Here is a 12,836-nt window from a genome sequence, read left to right on the forward strand (position 1 = left end):
ATAATGCGAATCATTATGAAACTATATAAAACAAAAAAACATGTTTGCATTTGGAAGTCGCTTGGACTCGTTTTGCCTTTATTTTTTGCTTCCTGTGCTGATTTTTTAGATAAACAGCCTTTTGATATCGTCAAGGAGAATTATTTCCAGAATGAACAGGATGTCATGGCCGGGTTGGTGGGTGTATATGATATCTTGGGAAGAGAAGAATTCTACGGGTCAACGTATGCTACTTTTTTGACAGTGGGTGATGAAGGTGCCTATTTTCGATCGAATTATCTTGTAGGCCCAGAGATATATAATTATGATGCTTCTAACCCGAAAGTAGGGGACATCTGGCGGTTTATGTATGAAGGGATCGAGCGCGCAAACTTCTTTCTGAGCAAGGTAGATCAGGTTGAAATGGATGAGGTAGAAAAGCAGGCAGCTATCGGCGAGGTAAAATTTCTACGGGCTTATTATTATTTTATCCTGGCGGATAATTGGGGGGCAGTTCCACTGATAAAGGAGCCAGCTTCATCGGCTAACAACGTCAATATAGGGCGTACCGCGCTACCGGAAATTTATGGGTTTATTGTTTCCGAAATGGAGGAGTCGGAAGCTATGGTAAAGGATATCCAGGCATTTGGACACGCAGGACGGGTAACGAAATCTGCTGTACGGGGAATATTGGCGAGGGTGTATCTTAAAATGGCGGGAGAACCGATAAAGGATGAAACTAAATTTGAGAAGGCTCTGGAATGGGCGGACAAATTAGTAAATCCGCAAAGTGGGGACTATGTGCACGGATTATTAGGTGATTATACCAAAATCTTTAAAGATATGGCAGCCGATCGCTACAACATTGATGAATCGATCTGGGAGGCGGAGTTTTATGGTAACAGGGCAGGTGATTTTGAAGCGGGACGTATCGGAAACCAAAGCGGAATACAAACTACCGACGAAGCTAAAGGATTTAGCTACGGTCTGTTGGCAGCAACCCGAAAACTGTATGAGGCGTATGAATCATCCGATATTCGGCGGGATTGGAATATTGCGAACTACTATTATAATCATGCCAATAATGTCGTTACCGATTCCGTTTTTTATACCAATTCTGAGATAGAACGTAGACATGTAGCGAAATTTAGGAGAAATTATGAGACGTTGAATCCCAAGAACAGAAACTATACCCCTGTTAATTTTCCCATTTTGAGGTATGCGGATGTGCTTTTAATGTTTGCCGAGGCAGAAAATGAAGTACATGGACCAACGGAACGGGCCAAGATGGCGCTAAACGAAGTACGGCAACGAGCAAATGCTTCCGATATAAGTGCTTTATTGACAAACAAAGATGAGTTTCGCACGGCTGTGCAGGAGGAAAGGTTTCGGGAATTGTGCTTCGAAGGCTTGCGAAAATTTGATCTGGTGCGCTACGGAACGTTTGTGAGCGAACTGAAAAGTGTAGCTCGGCAGTACACGCAGCAGGCTCCGGAGGCTTACCGCTATATGGCATTGGCATTCAGTAACGTTAGTACGCGGGATATTTATTTCCCGATTCCGATTGCAGAACTGTCATTAAATAATCTGATGACACAAAATGAAGGTTGGTAGTTTACTTAAAACAATTTATTCTAATGAAAAAATATATCATTCTCTTAATAGCCGGATTTCATTTTTTTCAGTCTTGTGAGAAAAAAGAAAGTGTGCCTTTAGATATGGAGATCTCTTTGGATAAGACCAGTTATCGTGTGGGTGAGGAAGTGCTTTTTCATATTAGTGGAAACCCGGATCAGCTTACGTTTTATTCCGGAGAACAAGGTCATAAATATGTTTTCCGGGAGCGTTTAAAGGCGGAACCTAGTGCGATCACCTTGGCGTTTGCAACAAATCGGAGGTATGGTTTAGACGCGCAACAACCAAACTCTTTACGATTATTGGCTTCGCAGACCTTTTCAGGGAATTATGACGCCAGTGCCATAAATCAAGAAGACTGGACAGATATAACGGAAGCATTTACCTTGTCTGGAATCCAAGCTAGCGACAATACCTATCAAGAGTCTGGCTTAGTAGACCTAAGTGCCCTTTCTACCATAGGTTTGCAGATTGCGTATGATAAACCCATTTATTTCGCTTTCAAATATACCGGTGTAACCGGATCTACCCAGCCGCGATGGTGGATCAACGCCTTTGATTTGAACACCATTACGACAGATGGGGTGACGTTGGCTATTGCTGATCTGCAATCAGCGGCCTGGACGTCCGTTGGTCTAGAGGATTCTTCGGTATCTTGGATGTTGAACGCCAGCGGTTTACGTTTTCAGGGAGGTGGTGCTACTGTCGGGTCGAATAACGTATGGGCAGTCACCACGCCATTAGATCTTACATCCGTTACACCGGACCAGGGGCTTGCCCTGAAGAATATGAGTACACGTATGGACCAATATGTGCATGTGTACGAGGAACCGGGAGAATATGAGGTAACTTTTGTGGGTGCTAACACGAATATTTATGGAGGTAATACTGTGGTAAAAACAGTGCGGGTGCTGGTGACGGAAAATTAACGTAAATTAATTAAATAGAAATAATGATGAAAAACGCCCTAATCAAAAAAGGGATAGCGGCCTTTGGATTGACCGCCGTATTGATGTCCTGCCAACAGCAGGAAAAGCAAACAGCAGAAAACGCGCGTGATATGGTAGAGCATAGCTTTGACACAGCACGGGAACAGTATACGCATCTATTGAAAAATGCATCGGAAGTGGGGACATTTCCAAGAACGCTTAATGGAGAGGGTGAATTGGTGGGTACGGATGAATGGGATTGGACGGGTGGTTTTTTCCCGGGCGGACTCTGGTATCTGTACGAATATAATCAGGACTCCACTGTAAAAGCAGCGGCAAGCCAATGGACGGAAGCGTTGGAAAAGGCAAAAGATCTCACACAACATCATGATATCGGTTTTGTGATGTATTGCTCATATGGCAACGCTCTGAGACTGGAAAAGGATTCGGCAAAAATCAAAGCATACGAGGCAATTTTATTGCATTCGGCGGAGTCAGCGATGAAACGCTATGATCCGCATGTCGGCGTGATTAAATCTTGGAACGAAAAAGCATCATGGGATGGAAAAACGGTATGGCAATATCCGGTCATCATTGATAATATGATGAATTTGGAGCTGTTGTTTTTCGCTTCGATGAAAACCGGCGATCCGAAGTATAGAAACGCCGCGATTAGCCATGCGACAAAGACGATGAAGAACCATTTCCGTGATGATTATAGTACGTACCATGTGGTGGATTACGACGCGGCTACGGGCGAAGTTTTACACCAACAGACAAATCAAGGCTATGCTGATAATTCGACTTGGTCGCGGGGACAGGGTTGGGCCATCTATGGATTTACATTGATGTTTAGGGAAACCAAAGACACGGTTTTTTTGAATACGGCTAAAAAGGCGGCCGACTATTATATCAATCACCCTAACCTCCCCGAAGACAAGGTTCCGTATTGGGATTTCAATGCGGAGCAAGAAGGATATGTATCAGATGTAGATTTCTCGTCAAGGCAACTGGATTATATCCCTCGTGACGCGTCTGCGGCAGCATTGGTTGCTTCTGCATTGTTAGAACTCTCCAGCTACTGCTCGGGCGAGGAAGCCCAAAAGTACTTTGAATTTGCAGAAAGTACGTTGGCATCTTTAGCCTCGGCAGAATACTTGGCAAAGGCAGGGACAAACGGCGGGTTTCTATTAAAACATTCGGTGGGTAGTCTTCCACATAACAGTGAAGTGGATGTTCCGCTCATTTATGCGGATTACTATTTTATGGAAGCTCTTTTGCGATATAGGGCAATCGAACAAGATGCAGATTTGATCACGAAACGTTAAAAGAAAAGGAAGGTGTTTTTATGAAAAGATGGTGGCTACTAATATACTTATTTGGCGTTATGATGACTGTCCAAGGACAAGAAAAAGCAGATAAATTGGCTTGGTGGACGGAATCCAGGTTTGGCCTGTTCGTTCACTGGGGGCTATATTCCCAAGCAGCCGGCGATTGGAAGGGTAAACCGACAAGAGGCGGAGAGCACTTTATGCTGTATGAGCAGATTCCCCTGGCTGAGTACGCCAAAATCGCAGCTACATTTAATCCAACGGGATTTTCAGCCGAAGAATGGGTAATGGCAGCTAAAGATGCCGGTATGAAATATATCGTTATTACCACAAAACATCATGATGGATTTGCGATGTTTGATTCGCCCAGCAGTGATTATAATATCGTAAAGAAGACGCCCTGGGGCAGAGACCCCTTGAAAGAACTCGCTGAAGCTTGTCGTAAACACGGATTGAAACTGGGGTTTTATTATTCGCTCGGAAGGGATTGGGAAGATCCTGATGTACCGACAAATTGGCCAACGAAAGCGGGAAGGAGTAATTATTGGGATTACCCCGATGAAGATAGTAAGGATCTAAACAAATATATCGCGAGGAAAGTCAAACCACAACTAAGGGAATTACTTACGCAATACGGAGAGGTAGACGTTATTTGGTTTGACACACCAGAGTTATTTTCGAAAGAGCAAAGTGCTGATATTCGCGAATTTATTTTAGATATTCAGCCGAATTGTATTATCAACAACCGTGTCGGAAACAATTTGGGAGACTATACGGTTGTCGAACAATCGCTAGCGGGCAGTGCGAAGGGGGATTGGGAGTCTTGTATTACGATGAGTAAAAATTGGGGATATAACCGTCATGATAAGGCATGGAAATCTTCAACCGTATTAATTCGGAATATTATTGAGACAGCAAGTCAAGGTGGAAACTTGCTATTAAACGTAGGTCCTAAGGGAGATGGTCGTTTTCCAAAAGAGAGCATTGAACGTTTAGCAGCTATTGGTCGCTGGATGAAGGTGAACGGCGAAGCTATTTATGGAACAACAGCTTGGATGGTGCCGGGCGAAGGTAATCTGGAATTGGAGAAAGAAGATTTGGGGATGGGGGAAAAGATGACATCTAAGGATGCTGAAAATGACGCGACTTCCAAAGAGATTATTTCCGATATACGATTTACTACAAAAGATGACGAAGTATATATCTTTCTGAGAAACCCCGATGCGGACGTTATCCCGGTTAAGAGTATGAAGGAGAATAGTATGAAGATTGAGAAAATAAGTATGCTGGGTAACGACGAGACAGTCGTTTGGGAGCAACATAGTGATGCACTGAAATTCCACATCCCTGCTGGAATACAATCGGATGTTCCCGTATATGTTTTCAAGGTGAAAACGAGATAACGATTCTAGTTATCCCATCGCCTCAACCGTATTATCTTCAGTGAGTTTTATCGGCACGATCCGGATCGAGGTAAACCCGTCGTCCCGGCTCATGATTGGAGATAAGTTTATGCCCTTTCTAGCGAGGGTGGTCAGGACGGCCGTGCGGAAAGTGGCACGGTTTGATCCCCACCCGTTGCCTTTTACTAATTCGTTGTTCAGTTCAATCAGTTCAGGAATGCTGTAATGGATGAATTGTTGGAGGAGGTGTTTGTAAAGATCGTTTGCTGTTTTCATACAATTTAAAAATTAACGTGTTTAACCATAAATTGTATCCAGAAGGCGTTTTTTTTGGACGGTGCCCGTATTATCTTTCCACCGTGGTGATTACACTCGGTTGGCATTGCATGCGGCAATTCTGAATACTCTACAAATTTAGTAGACTTTTTTTGGGATGCAACTATTTTTTGACTATTCTTTGTCAAGAATCCGTCAATCTTTAAAAAAATATCCTAGTTTTGAAAAAACGAACGCATGAAGGACAACCTAAGAGCTGTATTTTTTCAACTGTTGCGTATGGGCCTTTGGGGAAAGGGGAAGTTAGCTATTGCTGAACCTTTATCTGACGAAGATTGGTCTGTACTCTATCAATATGCGCTGAACCATACGGTTGAAGGTATTCTTTTCGACAGTTTTTCGTTATTAACGGCCGAACAATTGCCGCCTCGGGCGTTGCGTATGAAATGGGCCGTGCGCGTAGATCAGATGGAGCGCCATAATACACAAATGGGACAAGTTGCTGCCGTGCAGTTTGCAGATTTCGTCCGACGGGGTATCAAACCGATTCTGCTGAAAGGACAAGGTGTAGCGAGTTGCTATCCAAATCCTTTGCATCGCATATCGGGCGATATCGATTGGTATTTTGAAGAAGACGGGTATGATAAGATCTTGGAACGCTTGCATGAAAAAAACATACCTATTGATTCGGCATTGGGTTTTAGTTTAGGGTATGACTGGCAGGGGATACACATTGAACATCATCGGCGTTTGTTCGATCTTCGTAGCCTTTTTAAGGTATCTTATTTGAAGAAACTGGAAGATGCTTATCGTACAAGACAACAGTCGGTTTTGATAGAAAATCAGGCCATTACCTTACTAGCGCCGGAATTGCAAATATTACAGGTAAATGTGCATATTTTAAAACATTTGCTCTCTTTTGGTATTGGTTTACGCCAGATTTGTGATGCTGCGGTCCTATATCATGCTTATCGGGATAAGATCGATGTGGAGCAACTTCGTGGTATGTATAAAAAGACGGGGATTTTGAAATGGGTGCATGTGCTGCACGGTATCCTCGTCAAATACTTGGGTTTGCCGAAAGAAGATTTACCTTTTCCGTACCCGGATAAGTTGGAGATCGATTGGATGATGGAAGAAGTGTGGCATTCGGGCAATTTTGGCTTTTACGATAAACGTTATACGGATGGAAAGGTGTCTTTCGTCTCCGTTCATCCAGATGGCGCCCGCCGTCTGTGGAGAAGTATGCGTTTATATTACAAATATGCTCCGCAAGAAGTTATCTTTTTCCCAATACGGCGTACCACTGCCCGATTGGCCGCTTTTTTTTCTTCCCCTAAATCCGGAGGGTAATAATCCCTATTTTCCTGTCTTATTATTGTGTCATCGTACTCCTGCGATGACCTGTTCTCCTTGCTTTTTATTGTAATAATTTCTTTACTGTAGTATTGCAGCTACAAAAAAGTGAAATTTTTGCAAACAATGCAAACACTTTGTTTGTTGTGTTCCTAGTCGTTTAAAGGCGTTTTTTTGACGCTTTTGAATATAGATGGGCAATTGTATGAAGCAAAAATGCATTTTAATTCTTTGTTTATTTTATTGCTAATCTGTAGTTTTATGAAGTAATTGTAGTTTTCGAACTACATTTTGTTATTAATTAACTGCCGAGTATATGAAAAGTTACGCTAATATGCCAATTTGTGAAGTGGCGCCTTTGTGTCAAATCATTTGCACAAACGCTATTATGGACTCGATCCGTCGTAGTATTTCCGTTAATATTTGCTCGATTAATCATTAAGAAAAATCATAATCAATAACCAACAATCACAATTAAATAGTATAAAAATGAAAACAATTAAAAAAATGCAGTATGTAGCACCAGCCTTAGAGGTGGTGCAAATTGAAATGGAAGAAGGTATTGCTGGTGGTTCTGGAGCCGCAGCTCCAGGAACTAACCCAGGATCAAATGATTGGGGAGATGGCACTGGAGGTGGAGGTAACTGGGATGGGGACTAAGGATTTGATTACAGCTAAAATTATTGATAAATAATAACAGAAAATATGAAATTGATACGATTTAAACGTGCAAATTGGGTTGTCGCAATGGCAATGCTTGCACTTCCGGGAGCACTGGTGACAAGTTGCTCAAAAGAAACAACTCCGACGGAGGAGGTGGCACCTAAAGGTGATAAGCTGAGGATCTCGGTATTGGGTATTAACAATGGAGGCGATGGTGCTGTGTTGAAAGCAAAGGCAGGTTCCTCTTTAGCGAAAGCTAACGACGAGGGTTCGACGGCTTCACACACCGTTTACCAATTTGAAGATGCTGATATGGCGGTCTCACTAGGCAATATGTTGCCTGTTAGAGGAACAAACCTACCCGTTAGAAGAATGAGTAACGGTCTGTCTGCAAATGCTAGCTTGAAAATGGCAGAAGAAATCGCAACAGGGATAAAATATGTTGTATATATATACGATGGCAGTACATTAGTGGCGGCAGAAGAGTTGGAGGCGGGAACAACAGGCACAATCGAAGGATTGGATCTCTCCACTTCTTATACTTGGGTAGCACTTTCTTATAGTAGTGAAAGTGTAGCTCCGGAATTAACACCTGCCAGTTCCGCAATTAGTTTACCGGAAAATACGGACGTATTGTATGCTTCGGGTACAGTTAATTTGGGAGAAGATCCAACCATTGGTATCCTATTCGACCATGTGTTCTCCCGTATTGGTATTGAGTTGAATACCATTGGCGTGTTCGGTGAAATAACAGGAACACCAGCAGTGTCGGTATCCGGTCTGGCCTTAGCGACAGGTAGTCTGGATTTATTGAGCGGTGTCCTCACGCCTTCAGGATCAACTTTTGACCCTGTGCTCACGTACGCTGATTTCGAGAATGTAGATCCGAGTTACGATGACGCGAAGATTGCATATGTATATACCGCTGCTACAGACGCATTAAACCTTGAGCTTACGGTTGCTGCACCGGGTTTAACGATCGAACATGCCGATGGCGGTTTGACACGGACGTATTTTGCGGGCGGCGCTACTGTAAATTCCAGTGTGACACCAGAAATGGGAAAAAGCCACCATGTATTATTTAATGTGGTGGAGTCAGCACTGACAACAAATTATGACAGTCATGAAGTAAAATGGGGACGCTCGAACCTGTATTATACTTTTGGCGATGACCCACTTCGTCAATACCGTTTCTTTGCAGAGAATGAATTGTCAAACCGCGCAAATAGCTATTTCGCATTTGGTAGTGCTGTTCCTTTTCGTTTTCCCGCTAGCTCAGACGATTTCGCTGACCCATGTGCCTTGGTATATCCGCAAGGACTGTGGAGGCAACCTACAAATGCTGATTTTGCTGGATTGGTTTCCGGACAAATCGAGTTGACGGAGTTGACAGATGAACTGGGGCCTTTAGGCGAAGTTGTGGATGCTACAGGTCTTGGTGGTCTTCTCAATTTAATAACCAGTCTATTAAGTAATGCGGTCGTTTCACTGATTAATGTGGAAGCGCCAAACTCTGAACTCGGTCCGAATCCGTATGTCTATGCGCAATATAATAATTTAGTTGGTGGGCCATCAACGTCTGCTGCATTTAATGACAACTCTAATCATTTGCGTTTCTTTTACAACGGACAGATTCTTGACGCAACTGTATTGCAGGATATCGCAGAAGGAGAGGGATTGCTTGGTGCTGAACTGAACGAACTTTCGGTTGATCTTGTCGGTTCGCAATTGCTTGGGCTAAATATTCCTCTTTTAGAAACCTACGAGACAGCTACAGCTCTGTGGACAAGTGAACAAGGGACAGATATCCTTGGGCTGGCTGGTCTGGGAAGCTGGGGATATTTTGGTTCTACCGGTAGAGAATTCGGTATCTTAGGGGGGATAGTTCCAATACCGACCGCAGGTGATCGATTTGTTATGGGGCAGAGAACTGGTGAGGCGATCAACAACGTAAGCGTGGTAGGTGTTAACGCACTTAGTACTTCAATGAAAAATGTACGCTGCGTACGCGCAAACTAATTTGTAATCAACAAATCTATCTACATCGATAGTTTGATGATAAAAGGGCCATCCAAATAACGGATGGCCCTTTTTATTTGCGTAATTGCGTATAAAACACTAACTTAACTGCAGATTCGCCTTTTTATAAATTTAGTATTATTCCGTAAAGTAAATATTGCTGATATAAACCGAATAAACAACGTAATAATGAGAACAATTGGAAAACAGAGGTATGTTGCACCTGCTTTGGGGATGCTCGAAATCGAAATGGAGGAGAGCATTGCCGCAATTTCCGGTGTCACCGAAACGGGAACGCCGCAAATAGACGATTATGGAACTGGAAGCGGAAGCGACGGCTGGAGCGACGACCAGTTCTGATGCTTGACGAAACTAACTAGCGATTAAAAGTATGAAGATATTTTTTGTGAATTTGGGTAAGCTTGCCACAGGTGTATTGCTTGCTCTGGGAACGATTTTCGCCGCGGGGTGTGCCAAGGACGATAAAGGCCCGCAACAAGAAGAAGGCACGCGGCTCGTTGTGCGTATCGCAGGTATCAACGAGGGTGCAGAGGCTCTCGCGAGCAAAGCGAAAGCTTCCAGCAATAGCCGCTCGTTGGCCAACCAACCGAAAACAAAATTAATACAGACAGGTGCCTTCGATGTGCTCATTTCGACAGATGACAAAACTGAACCAAAATCGAAACGCGCGCTGGGCAGACTACGTTCTGCTTCCTCGGGTAGCGGCGCGTTCCGTGGTGAAGCGATGCCCCAGGGCTATACATACCGTATATTCCTGTACAAGGAAGATGGCACCTTTGTGCATTCAGAACAATTCAACTCGGGAACCGCGGGTTCTATTCCCTTATCAAAGGGAGAAAGTTATTCGTGGTATACAGTGTCGTGCAACAACGCGGATCCTGTTGCGGATCGTGATGCGAATAATCATGTAGCCCTGCCGCAGGGCGAAGATATCCTCTATGCGAAAGGCAGTTTCTCCGTGAGTACCGAACCGGGTGATGTTGTCGTGCCATTGGATATCACGTTCAGTCACCGCTTGACCCGCGTGGAAATTGAGCTGAACACCATGGGCATGTTTGCCCCCATGCAGTCGGCAGCGATCGAGGTAAAAGGACTACACCTCGTTCCGCAGGGGATGGATATCGTTTCCGGCGACTTTGTGGGTGAGGATGAGCAGGATCTGACGATTGATTACAGCACCTTTGTTGATGTAGACGAGCATGGCGACCGTAAGGTGGTTTATGCCTATCTAGGTGGAAATACGACGGAAGAGATCGAGGTGAACGTGTCCCAACTACAGATCCAGTTGGACAACGGCGAAACGCGAAATTTCGGCGACGCCACCCTCAGCCATCGATTTTTACCGGAACCAGGGATGAACCAACGTGTGCGGATGGGCTTTGTGGAGTCGCCGCAGTGGCTCGATATCTACGGTCAGGGGCGGGTCTATTGGGCAAGATCCAATCTGTACTATCAAGAGGGGCATAACCCCTATCGCTTCTATCCTCTGAATGCCTTACGGGATGATTCACAGGGTTACTTCTCGTTTAAGGGGCATCTCCCGCTGCAATTAGCCGATAAAAACAATAGCAAAGATCCTTGCGCATTGGTTTATCCGGCGGGTTTATGGAAGCAACCGTCGTTAGAGGATATCCGTATGCTAACCAATGCGGAGGTATTGGTCTCTAATATCTTAAATGGTACCGTGGATCATTTGGTGCCTGGGACGACGTCGAACGCCTCCGAAACGCCGACTTTCATACGGTATAATCAAAGTTTTGGGACACCGCCGCCTTCCGAGGTTTATCCGGAAGAAAACGATAAGATAACGGCCTTCAAAAATGGGATAGGCGTGAGTACGACTCCTTTTGGAGGCGGTGTGCATGATATAAGCTTCGGTGGAACATACAGTATGGATGCTGGTTTCTGGACGCACGAGTCCGGTCTGGATCTCCTCGAGTCTGGTGCACAGCAGCTGGGTGCATGGGCTTATCACGGCAGGACAAGATACGACGTCAACGGTGCGCGATCGGCCTCCGGCAACCGTAGTGTAGATCTCATTAACGAAATAAATGTAGGCGGGAGGGACTTATTGACGTCCGTTTTTATGAACGTGCGCTGTGTGCGCGATAGTACCTGGGATCCTGAAACTCCTGGCTACGATCCTAATCCTGATCTTTCTAACTTATAATAATAAAGCAAATCTATCCAGTTGGATAGGTTTAGGATAGAGAAGGCCATCTGTTATTTGGAAGGCCTTTTTTTTGCGTAATTACACATAAAACGCTAACTTAACCGCAAATTCACCAAATTATGAATTTAGTACCTCTACATAAGGGTAGGCTATACTGGGCAATGGCCATCCTACTGATCGGGATTTCCTGTGGCAGTCCACGGGACGGCCAATCCGTGCAAAACGGTAGCGTAAATTCGGATAAGGAAATCATGGCCTCGATCCCCGCGAAGCGTTTACTCAACTATTGGGGTGGTTTTAATTTTAAAGGGAGGGCGCAGGCAATGAATCCGGATGATGTAGAGCAGAAATTAGTAGACTTTATCGCGCTGTTCCCTACCGTACCTGATACGATCGTGCAAGTTGCCGTGCACGACATGTTGAAAAAAGCATCTGTAGAACCGACAACCTTTGCTTATTTTCTGGATAGATACAGTCACTATTTATACGACCCCAATTCGCCAATGCGAAATGAAGGATATTATGAACATGTTTTGACATATCTTGCTGCGGATGAGGTGTTAGCGGATGAGGAAAGGAGTAAATACATAACGCTGTTGGAACTCGTACGGAAGAATGAGGTCGGAACCGTGGCGACCGATTTCGAGTATTTGGCTAAAGACGGAAAATACCGTAACATGCATGCCGGAGCAAAACCCTATAAAATGCTCGTATTCTACGATCCAACATGTACGCATTGCGCTGCTATGATGTTGGATCTTGCACAAACACCGGCGGTGCATAATTGTATAGTGAATGGTTTTTTAGAGATTGTATCCGTAAGTTTGCATCCCGATAAGGATAGTTGGACGGGATACCAAAAACGAATACCTGATAACTGGATCAACGGCTGGGATGAAAAAGGTCATATCATAAACGATGGACTATACAATATACGGGCCTATCCTACGATCTTTTTATTAGATGAGGCAAATAGGGTGTTATTGAAAGATGCGCCGCTCGATGTCACCTTACGCTATTTGGTGAATTTGGTGAATAAGCCGAATTGACG

Annotated in this window: 11 protein-coding genes and 1 riboswitch; of the genes, 10 read left to right on the forward strand and 1 reads right to left on the reverse strand. The window is 44.3% G+C overall.

Features of this window, described 5'->3' with window-relative positions:
* Nucleotides 1-15 precede the first annotated feature (15 nt).
* The 4 genes from FXV77_RS07285 to FXV77_RS07300 are packed head-to-tail and all read left to right on the forward strand — an operon-like array spanning nt 16 to nt 5,277.
* Nucleotides 16-1,593 (forward strand): RagB/SusD family nutrient uptake outer membrane protein, encoded by a 1,578-nt coding sequence (locus FXV77_RS07285; RefSeq protein ID WP_187444051.1) that lies wholly within the window; start codon nt 16-18, stop codon nt 1,591-1,593.
* Nucleotides 1,594-1,616: 23 nt separating this feature from the next.
* On the forward strand, nt 1,617-2,543 hold the full coding sequence (locus FXV77_RS07290; RefSeq protein WP_148918558.1) for a DUF5017 domain-containing protein: 927 nt from the start codon (nt 1,617-1,619) through the stop codon (nt 2,541-2,543).
* Between the two features lie 23 nt (nt 2,544-2,566).
* On the forward strand, nt 2,567-3,871 hold the full coding sequence (locus tag FXV77_RS07295; RefSeq protein ID WP_246162336.1) for a glycoside hydrolase family 88 protein: 1,305 nt from the start codon (nt 2,567-2,569) through the stop codon (nt 3,869-3,871).
* A gap of 20 nt (nt 3,872-3,891) precedes the next feature.
* Nucleotides 3,892-5,277 carry an alpha-L-fucosidase gene (locus FXV77_RS07300; protein WP_148918559.1) on the forward strand — a complete coding sequence of 462 codons (1,386 nt, stop codon included), beginning with the start codon at nt 3,892-3,894 and terminating at the stop codon, nt 5,275-5,277.
* 9 nt (nt 5,278-5,286) lie between these two features.
* Here the strand turns inward: FXV77_RS07300 and FXV77_RS07305 are convergent, their stop codons facing one another.
* Nucleotides 5,287-5,553, reverse strand: a complete 267-nt coding sequence (locus FXV77_RS07305) for a 5-oxoprolinase (RefSeq protein WP_148918560.1) — start codon at nt 5,551-5,553, stop codon at nt 5,287-5,289.
* A gap of 40 nt (nt 5,554-5,593) precedes the next feature.
* Nucleotides 5,594-5,687: riboswitch (SAM-I-IV-variant riboswitch) on the reverse strand.
* Between the two features lie 103 nt (nt 5,688-5,790).
* Here FXV77_RS07305 and FXV77_RS07310 point away from each other — a divergent pair.
* The 6 genes from FXV77_RS07310 (at nt 5,791) to FXV77_RS07325 (ending at nt 12,834) form a co-directional block, all read left to right on the forward strand.
* The gene (locus FXV77_RS07310) at nt 5,791-6,906 is read left to right on the forward strand and encodes a nucleotidyltransferase domain-containing protein (protein ID WP_148918561.1); all 1,116 of its coding nucleotides are present in this window, start codon (nt 5,791-5,793) and stop codon (nt 6,904-6,906) included.
* A gap of 492 nt (nt 6,907-7,398) precedes the next feature.
* Nucleotides 7,399-7,569: a hypothetical protein gene (locus FXV77_RS22045; RefSeq protein WP_187444052.1), complete on the forward strand. Its 171-nt coding sequence runs from the start codon at nt 7,399-7,401 to the stop codon at nt 7,567-7,569.
* 45 nt (nt 7,570-7,614) lie between these two features.
* On the forward strand, nt 7,615-9,591 hold the full coding sequence (locus FXV77_RS07315) for a fimbrillin family protein (protein ID WP_148918562.1): 1,977 nt from the start codon (nt 7,615-7,617) through the stop codon (nt 9,589-9,591).
* Between the two features lie 189 nt (nt 9,592-9,780).
* Complete coding sequence (locus FXV77_RS22050) at nt 9,781-9,951, forward strand: hypothetical protein (protein ID WP_187444053.1); 171 nt, start codon at nt 9,781-9,783, stop codon at nt 9,949-9,951.
* A gap of 31 nt (nt 9,952-9,982) precedes the next feature.
* Nucleotides 9,983-11,782 (forward strand): hypothetical protein, encoded by a 1,800-nt coding sequence (locus FXV77_RS07320; RefSeq protein ID WP_148918563.1) that lies wholly within the window; start codon nt 9,983-9,985, stop codon nt 11,780-11,782.
* A 122-nt stretch (nt 11,783-11,904) separates the two neighbouring features.
* Nucleotides 11,905-12,834 carry a DUF5106 domain-containing protein gene (locus FXV77_RS07325; protein WP_148918564.1) on the forward strand — a complete coding sequence of 310 codons (930 nt, stop codon included), beginning with the start codon at nt 11,905-11,907 and terminating at the stop codon, nt 12,832-12,834.
* Nucleotides 12,835-12,836: the final 2 nt, after the last annotated feature.

The organism is Sphingobacterium phlebotomi, assembly GCF_008180195.1.
Taxonomy (GTDB): Bacteria; Bacteroidota; Bacteroidia; order Sphingobacteriales; family Sphingobacteriaceae; genus Sphingobacterium; species Sphingobacterium phlebotomi.

Excerpts from the sequence above, each read along its gene's own strand:
- FXV77_RS07305 (WP_148918560.1), bottom strand. The coding sequence starts at position 5,553 with ATGAAAACAGCAAACGATCTTTACAAACACCTCCTCCAACAATTCATC.
- FXV77_RS07310 (WP_148918561.1), top strand. The coding sequence starts at position 5,791 with ATGAAGGACAACCTAAGAGCTGTATTTTTTCAACTGTTGCGTATGGGC.
- FXV77_RS07320 (WP_148918563.1), top strand. The coding sequence starts at position 9,983 with ATGAAGATATTTTTTGTGAATTTGGGTAAGCTTGCCACAGGTGTATTG.
- FXV77_RS22045 (WP_187444052.1), top strand. The coding sequence starts at position 7,399 with ATGAAAACAATTAAAAAAATGCAGTATGTAGCACCAGCCTTAGAGGTG.
- FXV77_RS07325 (WP_148918564.1), top strand. The coding sequence starts at position 11,905 with ATGAATTTAGTACCTCTACATAAGGGTAGGCTATACTGGGCAATGGCC.
- FXV77_RS07285 (WP_187444051.1), top strand. The coding sequence starts at position 16 with ATGAAACTATATAAAACAAAAAAACATGTTTGCATTTGGAAGTCGCTT.
- FXV77_RS07295 (WP_246162336.1), top strand. The coding sequence starts at position 2,567 with ATGATGAAAAACGCCCTAATCAAAAAAGGGATAGCGGCCTTTGGATTG.
- FXV77_RS07300 (WP_148918559.1), top strand. The coding sequence starts at position 3,892 with ATGAAAAGATGGTGGCTACTAATATACTTATTTGGCGTTATGATGACT.
- FXV77_RS22050 (WP_187444053.1), top strand. The coding sequence starts at position 9,781 with ATGAGAACAATTGGAAAACAGAGGTATGTTGCACCTGCTTTGGGGATG.
- FXV77_RS07315 (WP_148918562.1), top strand. The coding sequence starts at position 7,615 with ATGAAATTGATACGATTTAAACGTGCAAATTGGGTTGTCGCAATGGCA.
- FXV77_RS07290 (WP_148918558.1), top strand. The coding sequence starts at position 1,617 with ATGAAAAAATATATCATTCTCTTAATAGCCGGATTTCATTTTTTTCAG.